This is a genomic window from Polyangiaceae bacterium (assembly GCA_020633205.1).
In the GTDB taxonomy this organism is placed as follows: Bacteria; Myxococcota_A; Polyangia; order Polyangiales; family Polyangiaceae; genus JAHBVY01.
In genome coordinates, this window is the sequence record JACKEB010000012.1 from 566,180 (window position 1) to 582,400 (window position 16,221).

The 16,221-nt window shown below is 64.4% G+C and carries 16 protein-coding genes; 10 read left to right on the top strand and 6 right to left on the bottom strand.

The window, feature by feature from the left end; translation table 11 throughout:
• The first annotated feature begins 17 nt into the window (after positions 1–17).
• Genes H6718_14515 through H6718_14540 form a run of 6 tightly spaced genes read left to right on the top strand, consistent with a single transcriptional unit; the run spans position 18 to position 6,025 of the window.
• Positions 18–884 (top strand): alpha/beta fold hydrolase, encoded by an 867-nt coding sequence (locus H6718_14515; protein ID MCB9586610.1) that lies wholly within the window; start codon positions 18–20, stop codon positions 882–884.
• A gap of 3 nt (positions 885–887) precedes the next feature.
• The gene (locus H6718_14520) at positions 888–1,670 is read left to right on the top strand and encodes a 2-oxopent-4-enoate hydratase (protein ID MCB9586611.1); all 783 of its coding nucleotides are present in this window, start codon (positions 888–890) and stop codon (positions 1,668–1,670) included.
• A gap of 38 nt (positions 1,671–1,708) precedes the next feature.
• A complete protein-coding gene (locus H6718_14525; protein MCB9586612.1) occupies positions 1,709–2,620 on the top strand; it encodes an acetaldehyde dehydrogenase (acetylating) in 912 nt (303 codons plus the stop codon).
• 14 nt (positions 2,621–2,634) lie between these two features.
• Entirely contained in the window at positions 2,635–3,687 is a 1,053-nt protein-coding gene (gene dmpG / locus H6718_14530) for a 4-hydroxy-2-oxovalerate aldolase (GenBank protein ID MCB9586613.1), read from the top strand.
• Positions 3,684–4,886 carry an acyl-CoA dehydrogenase family protein gene (locus tag H6718_14535; protein ID MCB9586614.1) on the top strand — a complete coding sequence of 401 codons (1,203 nt, stop codon included), beginning with the start codon at positions 3,684–3,686 and terminating at the stop codon, positions 4,884–4,886. Before dmpG ends, H6718_14535 begins: the two co-directional genes overlap by 4 nt.
• Complete coding sequence (locus H6718_14540) at positions 4,883–6,025, top strand: acyl-CoA dehydrogenase family protein (GenBank protein ID MCB9586615.1); 1,143 nt, start codon at positions 4,883–4,885, stop codon at positions 6,023–6,025. Before H6718_14535 ends, H6718_14540 begins: the two co-directional genes overlap by 4 nt.
• A gap of 6 nt (positions 6,026–6,031) precedes the next feature.
• Here the strand turns inward: H6718_14540 and H6718_14545 are convergent, their stop codons facing one another.
• On the bottom strand, positions 6,032–6,754 hold the full coding sequence (locus H6718_14545; protein MCB9586616.1) for a hypothetical protein: 723 nt from the start codon (positions 6,752–6,754) through the stop codon (positions 6,032–6,034).
• A complete protein-coding gene (locus H6718_14550) occupies positions 6,751–7,290 on the bottom strand; it encodes a hypothetical protein (GenBank protein ID MCB9586617.1) in 540 nt (179 codons plus the stop codon). The genes H6718_14545 and H6718_14550 overlap by 4 nt, the downstream gene beginning before the upstream one ends.
• A 113-nt stretch (positions 7,291–7,403) precedes the next feature.
• Between H6718_14550 and H6718_14555 the strand changes: the two genes are divergently transcribed.
• Both H6718_14555 and H6718_14560 read left to right on the top strand, forming a co-directional pair.
• Complete coding sequence (locus tag H6718_14555) at positions 7,404–8,264, top strand: hypothetical protein (protein MCB9586618.1); 861 nt, start codon at positions 7,404–7,406, stop codon at positions 8,262–8,264.
• Positions 8,265–8,635: 371 nt separating this feature from the next.
• Positions 8,636–9,526 carry a hypothetical protein gene (locus H6718_14560; protein ID MCB9586619.1) on the top strand — a complete coding sequence of 297 codons (891 nt, stop codon included), beginning with the start codon at positions 8,636–8,638 and terminating at the stop codon, positions 9,524–9,526.
• 1 nt (position 9,527) lies between these two features.
• Here H6718_14560 and H6718_14565 read toward each other — a convergent pair whose 3' ends face one another.
• Positions 9,528–11,186, bottom strand: coding sequence for a DUF262 domain-containing protein (locus H6718_14565; GenBank protein MCB9586620.1), 1,659 nt, complete (start codon positions 11,184–11,186; stop codon positions 9,528–9,530).
• Between the two features lie 170 nt (positions 11,187–11,356).
• Between H6718_14565 and cofG the strand changes: the two genes are divergently transcribed.
• Positions 11,357–12,580, top strand: coding sequence for a 7,8-didemethyl-8-hydroxy-5-deazariboflavin synthase subunit CofG (gene cofG / locus H6718_14570; GenBank protein ID MCB9586621.1), 1,224 nt, complete (start codon positions 11,357–11,359; stop codon positions 12,578–12,580).
• Positions 12,577–13,863, top strand: coding sequence for a 5-amino-6-(D-ribitylamino)uracil--L-tyrosine 4-hydroxyphenyl transferase CofH (cofH, locus tag H6718_14575; GenBank protein ID MCB9586622.1), 1,287 nt, complete (start codon positions 12,577–12,579; stop codon positions 13,861–13,863). The genes cofG and cofH overlap by 4 nt, the downstream gene beginning before the upstream one ends.
• On the opposite strand, the gene cofC is transcribed toward cofH, so the two are convergent.
• From cofC to cofE, 3 genes are read right to left on the bottom strand one after another with little or no spacing between them, the layout of a single operon-like run.
• Positions 13,835–14,446 (bottom strand): 2-phospho-L-lactate guanylyltransferase, encoded by a 612-nt coding sequence (gene cofC / locus H6718_14580; protein MCB9586623.1) that lies wholly within the window; start codon positions 14,444–14,446, stop codon positions 13,835–13,837. The two genes, cofH and cofC, sit on opposite strands and share 29 nt — an antisense overlap.
• Positions 14,443–15,426, bottom strand: coding sequence for a 2-phospho-L-lactate transferase (cofD, locus tag H6718_14585; protein ID MCB9586624.1), 984 nt, complete (start codon positions 15,424–15,426; stop codon positions 14,443–14,445). The genes cofC and cofD overlap by 4 nt, the downstream gene beginning before the upstream one ends.
• On the bottom strand, positions 15,423–16,217 hold the full coding sequence (cofE, locus tag H6718_14590) for a coenzyme F420-0:L-glutamate ligase (protein ID MCB9586625.1): 795 nt from the start codon (positions 16,215–16,217) through the stop codon (positions 15,423–15,425). The genes cofD and cofE overlap by 4 nt, the downstream gene beginning before the upstream one ends.
• Positions 16,218–16,221 lie beyond the last annotated feature (4 nt).

The following is a 16,221-nucleotide window of genomic DNA, read 5'->3' on the forward strand; positions in this document are numbered from 1 at the left end:
AGAGGGAGTCCGGTCACATGCCTAGCGAAGAGCAACTCAAAGTAGTTCCCGAGGGAAAATACGCGGACGTCGGCGACGGCCTCAAGATGCACTACCACGAGGCTGGGCCAGACAACGGGCGCGTGCTCTTGTGGATCCACGGCAGCGGCCCCGGCGCGAGCGGCTACTCGAACTTCAAGCGCAACTACCCGTACTTTGCCGAGCGCGGCTACCGCTGCCTGGTCGCCGACACGCTGGGCTACGGCTATTCGAGCATGCCCGAGGACGGCGACTACTCGTCAGCCTATCTCGCGGGGAAATACAAGAAGCTGCTTGAAGCGGCGGGCGCCGAGAAGGCGTGCGTGATCGGCAACTCCCAGGGCGGGAACCTGTCGATTCAGCTGGCCCTCGACTTTCCAGAGACGGTGGAGCGCCTGGTGCTGATGGCGCCGGGAGGCCTCGAGCAGCGCGAGGTCTACATGCAGATGGTAGGGATCCAAGCGATGATGAAGTCCTTCTTCGCGAAGGAAGGCATCACCCGCGAGGGCATGCGCAACACCTTCAAGCTCCAGTTGTTCGACGAGAAGCTGATCACCGACGAGATCATCGAAGAGCGCTTTCAGATCGCACAGACGCAGCCCAAGACGGTGATCGCGAAGATGAAGGTCGCCTACCTTGCCGAGCGCCTCAAGGAGCTCAGCTGCCCGGTGTTCGGCCTGTGGGGCGTGGAAGACAAGTTCTGCCCAGTGAGCGGCGCAATGACCGTCGCGCGTGAAGTGCAGGGAGCGAAGGTGATGCTCGTCAACGGCTGCGGCCACTGGGTGATGGTGGAGCACGCGGCGCTGTTCAACTCGCTATGCTTGCAGTTCTTGGAAGCGGCGCCGGGCTTCGAGGCTGGAGCCTGAGCGATGGATCAACAGAAGCGCGAACACTATGGCGACGAGCTGTTCACGGCTCTTCGGCAGCGCACGACGGTCGCGCCGCTCACGTCTCGCGAGTCGGACATCACCATCGATGACGCCTACCATATTTCCCGGCGGCTATTCGAGCGGCGCCTGGCGGATGGGGAGCAGCTGATCGGCAAGAAGATCGGCGTCACCTCCAAGGCGGTGCAGAACATGCTCAACGTGCACCAGCCCGACTTCGGCTACCTGACGAACGTGATGCGCTTCGACAACGGCGCCGAGATGCCCGTCAGCCAGCAGCTGATCCAGCCCCGCGCCGAAGGCGAAATCGCCTTCATCCTCAAGCAAGACCTGGTTGGCCCTGGGATCACGCCTGAGCAAGTGGTTTCAGCCACCGAGAGCATTCACCCGTGTTTCGAGGTCGTGGATAGCCGCATCGAGGGCTGGAAGATAAAAATTCAGGACACCATCAGCGACAACGCTTCGAGCGGCCTGTTCTTGATGGGGGAGGGCAAGTCGCCCAAGGGCTTCGACTTCTTCAGCTGCGGCATGGTGGTGGAGAAGAACGGCGCCGTGATCAGCACCGGCGCTGGCGCAGCGGCCCTCGACTCCCCGCTGATTTGCGTCGCCTGGCTCGCGAACACCCTAGGTGCCTATGGCATCGCGCTGAAGGCGGGTGAGGTGGTCCTCTCGGGATCTCTGGTGCCCCTCGAGCCGGTCGTTGCGGGAGACGTGATGAAGGTCACCGTCGGCGGGCTCGGAACCGCAGAGGTGCGCTTTACCTGACTTGTGTGTATCCATGGCATTGCCGTGAGGAAAAGTTCATGATCAAGGCAGCAATCATCGGCTCGGGCAACATCGGCACGGATTTGCTCTACAAGGCCAAGCGCAGCGAGTGGATCGACCCCGTGTGGGTCGTGGGTATCGACCCCGACAGCGACGGCCTGAAGAAGGCACGGGAATTGGGCTGCAAGACGACCCATGAAGGCGTCGATGGCCTGCTCCCGCACCTCCAGGCGGACGGTATCCAGATCGCCTTCGACGCGACCAGCGCGTACGCCCATCGAGACAACGCAAAGAAGATGGCCGCCCACGGCGTGCTGATGATTGACCTCACCCCCGCGGCGATCGGGCCCTACTGCGTGCCTCCAGTGAATTTGCGCGCTCACGCGGGCTCCGGCGAGATGAACGTCAACATGGTCACTTGCGGTGGTCAGGCGACGATCCCGATGGTCTACGCCGTGAGCCGGGTGCAGCCAGTGGACTACGCGGAAATCGTCGCCACGGTGGCTTCGAAGAGCGCCGGCCCCGGCACCCGCAAGAACATTGACGAGTTCACGCGCACCACCGCGGGCGGCGTGGAGAAGGTCGGCGGCGCGAAGAAGGGCAAAGCCATCATCATCTTGAACCCGGCCGACCCGCCGCTCATCATGCGTGACACCATCCACTGCCTCACGGAAACGGAGCCCGATAGGGAGGCCATCGAGCGCTCGGTGAAGGAGATGGTCGCCGAGGTGCAGCGCTACGTGCCCGGCTACACCTTGAAGAACGGCCCAGTGTTCGACGGCAAGCGCGTCAGTGTCTTCATGGAGGTGGAAGGCCTCGGCGACTACCTGCCGAAGTACGCCGGCAACTTGGACATCATGACGGCGGCGGGGCTACGCACCGCGGAGATGTTCGCCGAAGAGATTTCCAGCGGAAAGTTCACGCTGAAGCCCACGGAGCTCGCGCTGTGAGCGCAGGAGGCAACATGACCGACCTCAAAGGCAAACGCATCTTGCTCCACGACATGTGTCTGCGCGACGGCATGCACGCGAAGCAGCACCAGATCAGCGTCGAGCAGATGACGCAGATCGCCTGCGCCCTCGACGCAGCCGGCGTGCCGCTGATCGAGATCACTCACGGCGATGGCCTCGGCGGTGCGAGCGTGAACTACGGCTTCCCGGCGCACACAGACTCGGAATACCTGAGCGCGGTGATCCCGAAGCTCAAGCAGGCGAAGGTCTCGGCGCTCTTGCTGCCGGGGATCGGCACCGTAGATGAGCTGCGGATGGCGAAGGATTTGGGGGTGAGCACCATCCGCGTGGCGACTCATTGCACCGAAGCCGACGTCAGCGAGCAGCACATCGGGCTCTCCGCGAAGCTCGGTCTAGACACCGTGGGCTTCCTGATGATGGCCCATATGATCTCCCCCGAGCAGATCCTGGAGCAAGCCAAGCTGATGGAAAGCTACGGGGCGAACTGCATCTACTGCACGGACTCCGCGGGCTACATGCTACCGCCCGACGTTACCGCGCGGATCGGTCTCTTGCGCAGCGAGCTGAAGCCCGAGACGGAGATCGGCTTTCACGGCCACCACAACCTGGCGATGGGCTGTGCCAACTCCATTGCTGCCATTGAGGCAGGCGCTGTGCGCATCGATGGCTCCGCGGCCGGCCTCGGCGCTGGCGCTGGCAACACACCCCTCGAGGTGTTCGCGGCGATCTTGGATCGCATGGGAGTGGAGACCGGGATCGACCTCTACAAGCTGATGGACGTCGCGGAAGATATGGTGGTGCCAATGATGGACCAGATCATCCGCATCGACCGGGACGCACTGATTCTTGGCTACGCCGGCGTGTACTCGTCGTTCCTGCTCTTCGCGAAGCGCTACGGTGAGCGCTACGGCCTCTCCTCACGAGACATCCTGGTGGAGCTTGGCAAGCGCAAGACGATCGGCGGTCAAGAGGACATGATTGAAGACGTGGCCCTGGAAATGGCGCGCGCAAAAGAGGCGTCGAAGGGCACGGGCGCGGCCGAATGAGCGACGCGAGCGAGCTCGAACAATTCCGTGAGGAGACGCGCGCTTGGCTGCAGGAGAACTGTCCCAAGTCGATGCGCAGCAAGATCCTCGACCCCACTGAAGAGGTTTGGGGCGGTCGCAACGCGAAGTTCAAGCTGCCGGACTCGAAGCTCTGGCTCGAGCGCATGGCGGCGAAAGGCTGGACGGCACCCACTTGGCCGAAGCAGTACGGCGGTGGCGGCTTGAGCGCCGCCGAAGCCCGGGTGCTGGAAGAGGAGCTGAAGCGCATTGAAGCCCGCTCCGCGCTCAAGAGCTTTGGCCTCTGGATGCTGGGCCCGGTGCTGCTCGAGTACGGCAACGAAGAGCAACGCCAGCGCTTTCTACCTGGCATCATCCGCGGGGAGACGCGCTGGTGTCAGGGCTACAGCGAGCCGGGGGCTGGCAGCGACCTGGCCTCGCTCGCGACGCGCGCGGAGCTGCAAGGTGATCACTACCTGATCAACGGCCAGAAGATCTGGACGAGTCACGCCGACAAGGCGGACTGGATGTTTTGCCTGGTACGCACGAACCCCGACGGCAAGAAGCACGACGGCATCAGCTTCATCCTGATCGACATGCAGAGTCCGGGCGTCTCCGTACGGCCGATTCAGCTGATCAGCGGCGCGTCGCCGTTCTGCGAGACGTTCTTCGAAGACGTGCGCGTGCCGAAGGCGAACCTGGTCGGGGAGCTGAATCACGGCTGGAGCGTCGCCAAGCGACTGCTTCAGCATGAGCGCGCGTTGATCAGCAAGCTGCGCGACGATGCGCCGGAAGAAGACGAGACGCTACCCGAGATGGCCATCCGGCTCGTCAACGGCGGTGAGCCCGGGCCACTGCAAGATCACGCGCTCAGGGAGCGTCTCGCCCAGGTCGAGATGGACTTCCTGTGTAACAAGCTCACCCTGCGCCGCTCATCGGAGTCCATTGCCGCGGGGATCGGTCCTGGGCCAGAGACCAGCATGTTCAAGCTGTACGGTACCGAGCTGAACAAGCGCCGCAAGGAGCTCAAAGTGCTCTTCATGGGCTACCAGGGCCTCGGTTGGGAAGGCGCAGGCTACACGGCCCGGGAGCTCCAAATGACTCGCGATTGGCTGCGTTCGCGCGCCAACTCCATCGAGGGCGGCAGCTCGGAGATCCAGCTCAACATCATCGCCAAGCGCGTCCTGGGGCTGCCGTCATGAGCTTCGTATTGAGCGAGGAGCAGCTGTCGATCCAAAAGACAGCACGGGACTTCGCGCGGGAGCGCTTGAACGTCGCGGCCTTCCGGCGCCTGCGAGATGCGCGGGACGCCCAGGGCTTCGAGCGCGGCGTATGGAGCGAGCTCGGCGAGCTGGGGCTCGGCGCGGTGCATTTGCCCGAGGCTTGGGGTGGCGCGGGCCTTGGCTACGCAGAGCTTGGGCTCGTGCTTCAGGAGCTTGGACGAAACCTCGCGGCAACGCCGCTCTTCGGCTCGACGGTGCTCGCGGCCGCGGTGTTGCGTGAAGCCAGCGCGAGCCAGCCCGGGCTGGCGGCCTTGGGCGAGCGCCTGGCGGCGGGGGAGCAGCTGGTCGCATTGGCTCATGAGGAGCGGCCGCGCTTCGCCCCGTACGCCGTGAACACGCGCCTCGAGCGCACGCCGAGCGGTCTCAAGCTGAGCGGTGAGAAGGCGCTGGTGGTCGAAGGCCACGTCGCGGACCAGCTGTTGGTGGTGGCGCGCAGCTCTGGAGCGATGGGTGATCGCGACGGCCTCAGTCTCGTGTTGGTGGACGCTACTTCTGCTGGCGTGACTCGCACACGGCTCGAAACGGTGGACTCTCGCGGCTACGCGCGCATCGCGTTCAGCGACGTGGCGCTCAGCGAAGACGCGCTGCTTGGCAAGCTGGGGGAGGGCGCCGCGTTGCTCGACCCGGCGCTCGATCGCGCGACCATCGCGCTCTGCGCGGAGATGTTGGGCGGCGCCCTCGAAGTCTTTGAGCGCACCGTGCAGTACCTGAAGGAGCGCCAACAATTCGGCGTGGCGATCGGTTCCTTTCAGGCGCTGCAACATCGCGCCGCGCAGCTTTTCTGTGAGCTAGAGCTGAGCAAGAGCATCGTGATGGAGGCGCTGAGCGCCGTCGACGAAGGGCGCGCCGATGTGCCGCTGTTGGCCTCCGTCGCCAAGGCACGCCTGTCGGATACGTTTTTGCTCGCTGCTTCCGAAGGGATCCAGATGCACGGCGGCGTGGGCGTGACCGATGAGTACGACATCGGCTTGTTTTACAAGCGCGCCCGGGTGTGTGAGCTCTTGTTTGGCGACGCGGCCTATCATCGCGCGCGGTTTGCAACGCTGTCGGGCTTCTGAGGTCTGTTAGCCTAGCTCGAGCGCTTTTGCCGCAGGGATCAGCACTTCGGTGAGTGCCTGCTCGCGCACCCGGCGGGCCTCGTCAGCATCCAGGAAGCCATAGCCGTTCACGTCCGGGTCGGAGCAGGCGTACTTCGTCGCCGCGGCGGCGCTCGCGTGCAGCGCAGGCCCGAATGACTCGCGCACTGCTTGCAGTGTGTCCTCACCCCCAAATTCGCAGGCGTAACGCAGGAACGCCCAGGCGAGCTCAGCGTGGCCCGCCTCGTCCTTGGCGATGATTTCCATGGCGATACGGATAGCAGGCGGCTCTGCAAGCTCGGCGCAGCGGTCGGCTTCAATGGCGGAGAGTGTCTCGCCGAGGCAGCCTTCAAGCGCCGTGCTGACTGCGAGGCTCGTGAGGCTCAAGTCGCCATCCAGCGCGCCTCCGATTGGCAGTGGACCTGGGCCGAGTGGTTCAGCGGCGTATTGGCTCGCGATGGCGAAGCAGAGCTTGGCGTGGAGCACTTCGTCCAGGGCGGCGTGATGCGCACTCTCGAGCAGGTCCGGCGGCGCCCCCACCGCCAAGAGGCCCAGGCAGAAGCGATCGAACGAGGCGACGGACGCATGCTCGTTTCGCGCTCGCTCGAGCCACAGCTCCGCGAGGCGGTGGCGAAGGGTGCTCGAGAGCGCGTTCGGGTTGAGGTTAGTCAGCGCCGCTCGGAAGCAATCGAGGGCGAGCTCGTGCTTCAAACCCAGGACCAATCGCGACGCGAAACCACCGGCGCGTGGCGGGCCGTGCCGTCGACCAGGAGCGGGCGACCTTCGCAGGCGATGCCTCCGACAACATAGCAGCAGGCGCCTTCGCCCGCCTCACGGGGCGCGTGCGGCCCTGAGCGTTCACCGCACTCGCAGCTGCCCGAGCCGGGGGGCAGCCCCGGGAACTCGGTATAGGTGACGTCGGCCGGGTCAGGGCAGGTGCCAGCGCTCGGCGTGCCGCACACCACCTGCTCGCAACACTGACCGTAGTAGCCGCCGTCGTATTCGGGGCCGAAGCACGTCAGTTCCGTGGGGTAAGGCTGGAGGTTCCCGGCGTCGAAGCCGCTGTCAGCTCGCGCGTCCATCCCGGCGTCGACTTGCCCGCCGGAGCCGCTGCTGCCGCCCGAGCTATTGCCTGCCGAGCCCCCGGAACCGCCGCCAGTGTCGGTGTTGCCGCCGCAGCCCGCGAGCACGGCCAAGCTGCTGCCCCAAGCGGCGGCGCGGAGTAGGCGTGAGAGGTGTCCTTGCATCGTCGTGTCCCTTTGACTTCGGTCTACCAAGACTGGTCTATCCAAGGCGGGAGCAAGTTTTGGGCCAGCGGTTTGTGCCAGCGCGAACCGACAAACTCGCTAGAGTTTGGGCCATGGCGACGTGGGGAGCTTGGGTGAAGGTGTGCCGCGGGGCGCTGGTGCTGACACTCGTGACAGCCTGCGCCAGCCAGGAACCTGCCCAGCAACCAGTGTCACCCGTTGCCCCCGCAGCGCCGCCGTTGTCTGAGCCGCCCTCGGGCGAGCCCGTAGCCAGCGACGCGGAAGGGACCCCGCCGGAACCACCTGCCGCTGTCGTGGCGACCGACGCGCCGCAGCCGAATGCCGATGAGGACACCCCCGAGGGGCGCCGTGAGCGCCTGCTACGCATCGATCGCATGACTCGCCCGATGCCTGCCGCGATGAACGAACCAGCGCGCCCCACCAAGCTCAAGCCGGGCCTCTACCAATGCAGCGTGGGTCAAGGTTACAAGCTGCGAGATTGCCTGGTGGAAAAAGACTCAGAGGGGCGGACACTGCTTGAAATCGGGCGCGGCAACCTGATCGCCGCGCGGGGTGTGATCTGGGATGAGGGCCGGGGCCTCCATTTCGAAGGCTACCTCACGGATCAGCGACCTTTTGGCTGCTTTAGCTGCCAAGATCGTTGCTACATCGAGCCGAAGCAGTGCGGATGCCAGGTGGCTCCGCTCGAGGTCGCCGAAGCCTGCATCGCGCAGTCCGTCAGCATCGACTTCAAGGGGGCGGGCAACACATTCCGCGGCGAGATGACGTACCACCAGTTCTGGCCAACGTTCGAGGGGCAGGGGGGAGAGCGACACCTCGTCGTGGCGAGCCGCGAGGAGAAGCACCCCGTGCGCCTGATTTTCAGCAAGCCGATCTGCGGCTCCGGCAAGCTGGATGGAAGCTGTGCACCCATCCGCAGCACGCCGAATCGCGGTGGCAGCCTCGGAGAGTGAGCACGGAACGTGCGCGGCGCCGTGCCCGCACCTCGCATTCACGACTGAGAGAGCGTGGTACGCGAGCGCTGGTCGTTCTTCTGGCGCCACCACGGCTGGTGGTGGCACGCGCTGTCAGCTGAGTTGTGGCGTTTGCGGCTTGGCTCGAGCGCTGGGGTTGGATCGACGCTCCAATCCGCATGGTAATGCGAGCATTGCCGCGCTGCGTCGGCGACTAAGTCCAAGGGTACGTGAAGGGCGCCTTACGTAACGCACTGAAACATGTTTCACTTTGTGCGGTCAGGCAGCGGTGAACCCAGGTGAGGCGCGCTGGGTTTTCAAAGGCGCTGGCGAGGTGCGCGTCTCGTTTCCACGTGGGAAAGGTGGACACGATGAACAGGGCTTGGTTGCGTTTTGCGTTCTTGGTTGGTGCGGTGAGCTGCGTGACGGTGGGTTGCGGAAGTGACTCCGGCAGCGAGAGTAGCAGTGGCGGCTCCGGCGGCAGTGGCAACACCGGCAATGGCGGCAGCGGAGCGACGGCTGGAAGCGGTGGTACGGCCGGCGACGGTGGCACAGCGGGCACTTCGACCAACGGGGGCGCCGCTGGCTCTGGCGCGAACGGCGGCACTGGCGGAAGCGCGGCTGGCGGCAGCGGAAACGCGGGTAACGGCGGGACCGGCAACACGGGTAATTGCCCCGGGGCAACGGCCTGGGAAGTGACCTACGATTTGACGGGATCTATCTTTGAGATATCTGGCACCTTCAGCGGGGCGGGCGACCAGGTTAACGTGGTGGCGTTGCCTTACGAAGCGGATGATCATTGGGGACCAGCGACGATGGTGATCCGATTTGCGGATGTGGACGGCAATCCAGGGGTTGGCGCAGCTCAAGTTGTCTCCTACACCGCGACTCAGGATTTCGTCGTCAACTCCACCGGAATCTCCGTTCATACCGATCTCGCCGTGGATGCGCGCCCAACGGGCAGCCAATGCGGTACTGCCGAGGGCTCACTCTCCTCCGACACCTTGGCGTTCACGACCCCAATGAGGAACTATCACACCAAAGGCGCTATCACCTGCACCGGGGGGGCGCTTTGCAATCTGGCCAACCCACGGGACGTAGACGAGACTAAGGACCAACCCCTCAACTCGTTCACCTTCACCAACGGCGTCAGCGCTTTCACCATGCCGAAGGTCAGCGTCCCAAACACGGACAACGCCACCACAGAGCTCAGCTTCATCGGCACTGAGACGGGCCGCACCCAGGTCTGCGCCTGCGAGTGAACTAGGACAGCTCGGCGATGCGCCAGATAGAAGTGGCTTGCTTGGCAAGCCACTTCTGATGCTGGGCGAGCGTTTGCTCGGTCCAGTCTTCGTACTCACTGACGCGCTTGGTGAGTCCGAACTCGCTCTGCGCGAACACCTCGCGCTTGACGGCGAACCCTGCGGTGCCGAGCTTGCGATTCTTGGTGGCGTTCAGCAGAGTCATGTTGCCAAGCCGGTACCGACAGCGGTCCGCCTGATCGTCTGTGAAGCCGTCCCAGCCATCTTCGGGGTGTTCCGGGAGGATATGCTCGATGTTGTACTTGGTCTCCTCAGGGTCATACCCGTGGTTCGAAACGTGACGCTCCATTTCGAACAGGATGTACCTAACCACTCGATTGTTCCGACCCGAGGTGGTCCGTAGGGCCTTCTCTTCGAACGCACTGCGGAACTGGGAATCGTTGAGGTAGATGGGCTTCAACGCACGTATCGCCTCTCGGGGGCTCTGAATGCTCCCGGTTGCGATGAAGCGGGCGATTTCGTTGTAGACCTTCTCTTGTTCTCCCGGCGCCAAATGCGCGATCACGTTGTACCGGAGCGCGACCACGACGCATGCCCTGAGAAGCTGAGTGAAACCTGCGTCATCGAAGACGCGGCGGGCAGCGAGCAGCAACGACCACTGCTGACGCACTCCAAACAAGTGGAGTTGTGACAGGTACTTCTGTTGATCCAACGTCCAACTAGGGTCGTGGGGATCATAGAGTGCAGCGTACGTGTCCGCGTCACGGTCGAGTTCACGCAGGAAATCAAAGACGTGCGCCCGATCGTTAATTTCTGCGCGGATTACCTTGAACAGCTCGGACTGACGGACGAAGGGTCGTTGGCTGTTCCAGAATACCCGGAGGAAATCCTGGACGCTCTCGCTGCCGAGCTTGCCGAGGATAGCTTCCCATTTCTCATCGAGTTCGCGCATCTCCCGCTCGTGCCCCCCCGCCGCATGAACCACCGAGAACAAGTAGTTCTTCAACAGGTCCGTAGACGAGAGACGAACACCTCGGGCGTTCAAAGTCTCGAAGACCTTGAAGGCGTTGAGTTCATCGGCGACCGAGATGACCGTGAAAAAGAGGCGATCCGCGATCGTGTCTACAAGGCGAGCATAGTCTGCCCCGTCCGAGCTGGAGTCGAGCTGCCTGCGCACCCGCTCCTCGAACCAAAGGAAGCAATTTCGCAAGAGCTTCTCTGAAGGGTTCAGTCCCCGCCGGGGCACTTGGGAAAGAGGAACGAGGTAGGTGCGGTACAGGCTGTCGTTGTGCCGGTTTAGAGTGAGCTTTGCCTGAGTGAGTAGTGTGACCGGGTCCAGAAAACCGATGTACGTCTTCCGGAGCTCTTCGATTCTCCTCGTGTTGTCGTGCTCATCGACCTTGTTCTCGACCAGCGCGTGGAGATTTTTCAGCACGGCCAGGATGAGCACGCTCAGCGTGGTGAGGCGCTGCTGGCCATCGATCACATCGAAGTTCCGCTCGTCCCTCGTTTGAAGAACGAGGTAGCCCATGTAGTGAGCTGACTCACCGTCGGGCGCGAGAAGTCCGACGATGTCTTGCCATAGGTCGTCCCACTCCTCCTCCGTCCAGGAGTAGTCCCGCTGAAAGGGCGGAACGCGATAGACCAGACCGTTGCCCATCAGCTTTCGCAGCGTCTGGTTCGAGGTGTTGAACGTTGTTGCGGCGGCCACGGGTGCCAAGAGGCTACACCAGGGCTACAGGTGTTGCCACGAGGCCCACTGGACGCATCCACGCGTTGCGTTAGACCCCGGTTTACAAGTCACCTGGCGAGCGCCATGATTCCGCGCTCATGGCGGAAGGTTTGGAAATCAGCGCTCAGAAGCCGCTCTCCGGGGCTGCCGCCAAAGCGTGGATGAGCGCCGATGGAAGCGCATTCCAGGAGCTGCTCGCCGCGGCACGGGAGCGCCGGGACAGCGCCTTCCCGGGCAAGCGCCTGACCTTCTCTCCGAAGGTGTTTCTGCCGCTGACGAACCTGTGTCGCAATCGTTGTGACTACTGCTCCTTCCGTAAGTCCTGGGGGCAGAAGGGCGCGGAGACGTTTACTCACGAGACCACGCTCAGCTGGCTCGACCGCGCCCAGGCTCAAGGCTGCGTCGAGGCGTTGTTTTGCCTCGGGGATACGCCGGAGACGGCGTATCCGGAGTACGGCGCGCTGCTCGCCTCGTGGGGCCATGACTCAACCGTCGACTACATCGCGTGGTCCAGCGAGCGGGCGCTGGAGCGCGACCTGCTCCCGCACACCAACGCCGGGATCTTGAGCGCTGAGGAGATGCGGCACCTCAAGCACACCAACGTGAGCCTGGGGTTGATGCTCGAGAACATCAGCCCCCGCTTGTGTGAGGCGGGGGGAGTGCATCGCAACGCGCCGGACAAGCACCCAGCGAAGCGCATGGCGATGCTCGAGGCGGCGGGCGAGCTGCGGATCCCGTTCACGACGGGGATCCTGCTCGGCATCGGGGAGACCAACGACGAGATCGTCGACAGCTTGCTGGCCATCGCCGACTTGCATGCGCGTCACGGTCACATCCAAGAAGTCATCGTGCAGAACTTCCGGGCGCGCCCGAAGATCCCCATGCGGGATGCCCCGGAGCCTGACGACGTCCAGGTCGCGCGCTGTGTCGCGCTCGCCCGGCTGATCCTCCCGGAAGAGGTGAGTGTCCAGGCGCCACCGAATCTGAACCCACACGCCACGCGATTACTTATCGATGCGGGCATCAACGACTTCGGTGGCATCAGCCCCGTGACGCCGGACTACATCAACCCGATCCATCCGTGGCCGCACCTGATCGACTTGGAAGCGGAGTGCCGGGAGGCGGGGTTCGAGCTCAGGCCCCGATTGCCGATCTATCCGGACTTCGTTGCGCGTACGGGGTTCCTCTCCCCCGAACTCCGAGCAAGCGTCGCGCGGGCAGCAGAACGCCTCGCGCGGGTGAGTTCCGCTGCTGAGCTTGCGCCTAGCGCAAGCGCTCGCGTCGCGCCCCCTGTGTCACAACCCTTGGTTGGTTCCGTATGAAAACGCCGCTGTCTAGTATCACGCCAGCCATCGCCGACATCCTCGAGCGCAGCTTGGCGGGCCACGAGCTCTCCGTCGCCGACGCGGTGGTCTTGTGCGGCGCAAACGGGCGCGATTTCCACGCCTTGGTGCAGACCGCGGACGCGCTGCGTGAAGCTCAGGTCGGGGACGCGGTGAGCTACGTCGTAAACCGCAACCTCAACTTTACAAATGTCTGCGTAAAGGCTTGTAAGTTCTGCGCTTTTTCGCGAACCAACCGCTCCGAGCAAGGCTACTTCTTGCCGCGCGAAGAGATCGTGCAGCGGGTGCGTGAAGCGCACTCTTTGGGGGCGACGGAGGTCTGCTTGCAAGCGGGTCTCGCACCTGGGCTCGACGGGCGCTTCTATATCGAGCTTTGCCGCACGGTTAAGGAAGCGGTGCCCGACATCCACGTGCATGCCTTCAGCCCTGAGGAGGTCAAGTACGGCTGTGAGCGCAGCGGGCTGACCATTCGAGAGTACCTTACGGAACTGAAGGCGGTCGGCCTGGGCTCGCTACCAGGCACCAGCGCCGAGGTGCTGGACGACGGAGTACGCAAGCGCCTGGCTGGCGGGCGTATCACCACCGAAGAGTGGATCTCCGTCATCACCACCGCTCACGAGCTCGGGATCCCGACGACCTCCACGCTGATGTACGGCCACGTGGAGAGCGACGAAGAGCGCGTGCGGCACCTCGAGCTGTTGCGTGCCCTCCAGCGGCGGAGCGGAGGCTTCACGGAGTTCGTGCCGCTGTCCTTCGTGCATCAGGAGTCGCCCATGTACAAGAAGGGCATGCTCCCCGGGTGTCGCCCGGGTCCGACGGGGCACGAGGTGATGCGGCTCTTCGCCATCTCGCGGCTGATGCTCGGCGCGGACATCCCGAACCTTCAGGCCTCCTGGGTGAAGGAGGGCCTGCGCCAGGCGCAGCTGTTGCTCTCCGCCGGCGCGAACGACCTGGGTGGCACGCTGATCAACGAGAGCATCTCGACCTCTGCCGGGGCGGCTCACGGTCAGCGCGTGAACCCGAGTGAGCTAAGGCGTCTGATCCGCGAAGCGGGCCGCACTCCTGTGGAGCGCAGCACGCTGTACGTCGAGCGTCAGCGCTTCACCGCCGACGCGGCCTTGGACCCCGTCGAGGCTCTCGACTCAGTGAGCGACGACGATCCGCGCTTTGGTTCCTACGCGGAGCTCACAGCGGATCCACGCTTCCGCTTCGAGCCGGTCGAGCGCGACGCGATCAAGCCTCGCTCGCTACCGGTTCACTGAGCGGCGGTGGCAACGCGGCGAAGTCTTGAGGATCGTCCACGTCGAAAGCCAGCTCTGCGTCCTCGATCAAAAGTGCCGCAGGGAAACGCTGTCGGTGCAGCTCCAGGCTCTTGCCGCTGCCGAATGCCGTGCCTGCCGGAGCAGGCAGGCGGAGGCCGAGTGCGTTGGTTGCGACGCCGTGCTGATCGGGAGCGATCACCTGGGGGTGCTCTGCGAGGGCTCCCGTTAGCAGACTCAACGAACGCTGGCTGAGCCGAGGGAGGTCGCCCATGAGCACCAGACCATGACTCGCGCCGTGGGCCGCAGCGTACCCCAAGGCACTATCGACCACCTCCGCCAGGGTCGAGCCCGCTGCTGGATCTTCCAGAGTGAGGCAGCCGCGGCCCACCGCGTGGCTACGCACGGCTTCCGAGTTGCTCACGATCAAAACACGCTCGACCTCTGGGTGCTGCGCTAGCTGCGCGGTGACGTGGTCAAACAGCCGCTTGGCGAAATCGGCCCGTTTTTCAGAGTCGAGGGTCGGCCCGAGGCGACTCTTGGCGGCGTCGAAGTCTTTGACTGGGACGATGGCCCACAGCCTCATCGCTCCTCCAACAGCTCCTGGGCACACTTCACGACACACTCGGCCAGGCGCCGCGAGTCTGCTCGCGTCCCCATGAGTGTTGCCCCGGGGAACCAAGAGACGTCGCAGCGGGGTTGCTGCTCGAGGTCGCTCGCTTCCACTACGCAGCCGTTTACCAGGCCGGCATAGTGGAGCATCACCGCGTGGGGGCTCGGCGTGAGACCCTCGAGGTCGCTCAACATCTCCGCCAAGGGGCCTTTGACCGCTCGTCCGCCGATGATCGGGCTGACGGCGAGGCACGGCTTCTTCTCGATGCGCTCCCTCACCCCCGACAAACGCAAGATTGGATCGATGGAGACGTACGGATTCGACGGCGCGATGAGCACGCAGTCAGCCTGCTCGATGGCGCGCAGCACCTCGGGCGTCGCTTCTCCAGAGCCACCGAGCTCGACCTTTGCGACGGGGTCCTTCGCGCGACGGCGCACGAGCCAGTCCTGGAAGGTGAGTCGCTGGGCGGGCTCGCCGTCATTCGCTCGGGTGTGGATGAACGTCGGCTGGGGCTGGTCGCTCATGGGCAGCACCTGGTGCCGCACGCCGAAGCTCTCGAAGAGCTTGGCGGTGACACGGGTCAGGGGCGCGCCGCTCGCTAGCGCCTGGGTCCGCACCAGGTGTGTCGCCAGATCGCGATCACCCAGCTGAAACCACGTAGTCGCTTCCTGGGGGAAATGTTCCTCCAGGCGATCCATCGCGGAAACGGCGTGAAACGTCTCTTCCTCGAGTCCCCAGCCTCGGGCCTCGTGCCCAACGCCCGACACCGAGTACATCACCGTGTCGAGGTCGGGAGAGATGAACAGCCCCCAGTGCAGGAAGTCGTCTCCTGTGTTGACCACCAAGGACAAGTTGCTGGGCGGCAGTACGTCGCACAAGCCCCGTGCGAGGCGCGCGCCGCCGACGCCTCCGGAGAGGTAAACGAAGCGCGAGTCACGCATAGGTTCAGTCACAGGTAGAGGTCCTGTTCAGCGGGGCGGACCAGATCGCGAGCGCTGGAGTCTTCGTCGAGAGGCAGCTCGAGCCCGCGCACGATGACCACCGGACGGCTCTCCGCGGCTTGCCCCGCCACGAAGTCCGCCGCTGCGGCGATTTGATCGGCCTGGGCCGTAATGGTGTGCTCGAGGGTGCGCCCGAACAGGTCGAGCTCCCCACGCTGGTCGTTGAGGGCAGCAATCCCAGCGATGCCAATCGCTACGCCTACTGTTCCCGCGCGGAAAGGCCGGCCGAAGGAGTCGCTGAGGATCACAGCTGGCTTCACACCCGTGGTGGCGGCGAGCCCCTCGCGGATGCGCGCAGCGGACGCGTCCGGCGACTCAGGCAAGAGCAGCACCCAGGGCCCGCTGTCTTCCTCGGCGATCGCCGGTGCAGAGTTACTCTGATCGATACCCGCGTTTGCCGAGACGAAGCCCAGGCGGTGCCTGACGATCAGCACGCCCTTCGCCTTGCGGCTGATCTGCGTCGACTCGCGGAGCACGAGCGTGACCAAGCGCGGATCCTTGTCCACCTGGCGAGCGATGGCGCGCCCCTCGGGGCTCGGGCTGATGCGCGACAGGTCGACAAAGCGATCTTCGGCGCGAGACACCAGCTTCGACGTCACCACCACCACGTCACTCGGCAGGAGCTCGACGCCGTTCCGGTCGAGGGCCCGAGCAATCAGGCTCGCGAGGTCGTCCCCTGGAGAGACGATGGGCAGCCCGGAGAGGGCAATCAGCTCGAGTCGACCGCTTGGCAACACCGTCAGCGCT

Coding starts and splice junctions, on each gene's coding strand:
- H6718_14535 (MCB9586614.1), top strand. CDS start 3,684: ATGAGCGACGCGAGCGAGCTCGAACAATTCCGTGAGGAGACGCGCGCT.
- dmpG (MCB9586613.1), top strand. CDS start 2,635: ATGACCGACCTCAAAGGCAAACGCATCTTGCTCCACGACATGTGTCTG.
- H6718_14565 (MCB9586620.1), bottom strand. CDS start 11,186: ATGGGCAACGGTCTGGTCTATCGCGTTCCGCCCTTTCAGCGGGACTAC.
- H6718_14525 (MCB9586612.1), top strand. CDS start 1,709: ATGATCAAGGCAGCAATCATCGGCTCGGGCAACATCGGCACGGATTTG.
- cofG (MCB9586621.1), top strand. CDS start 11,357: ATGGCGGAAGGTTTGGAAATCAGCGCTCAGAAGCCGCTCTCCGGGGCT.
- H6718_14540 (MCB9586615.1), top strand. CDS start 4,883: ATGAGCTTCGTATTGAGCGAGGAGCAGCTGTCGATCCAAAAGACAGCA.
- H6718_14560 (MCB9586619.1), top strand. CDS start 8,636: ATGAACAGGGCTTGGTTGCGTTTTGCGTTCTTGGTTGGTGCGGTGAGC.
- cofC (MCB9586623.1), bottom strand. CDS start 14,446: ATGAGGCTGTGGGCCATCGTCCCAGTCAAAGACTTCGACGCCGCCAAG.
- cofH (MCB9586622.1), top strand. CDS start 12,577: ATGAAAACGCCGCTGTCTAGTATCACGCCAGCCATCGCCGACATCCTC.
- H6718_14515 (MCB9586610.1), top strand. CDS start 18: ATGCCTAGCGAAGAGCAACTCAAAGTAGTTCCCGAGGGAAAATACGCG.
- H6718_14555 (MCB9586618.1), top strand. CDS start 7,404: ATGGCGACGTGGGGAGCTTGGGTGAAGGTGTGCCGCGGGGCGCTGGTG.
- H6718_14550 (MCB9586617.1), bottom strand. CDS start 7,290: ATGCAAGGACACCTCTCACGCCTACTCCGCGCCGCCGCTTGGGGCAGC.
- H6718_14520 (MCB9586611.1), top strand. CDS start 888: ATGGATCAACAGAAGCGCGAACACTATGGCGACGAGCTGTTCACGGCT.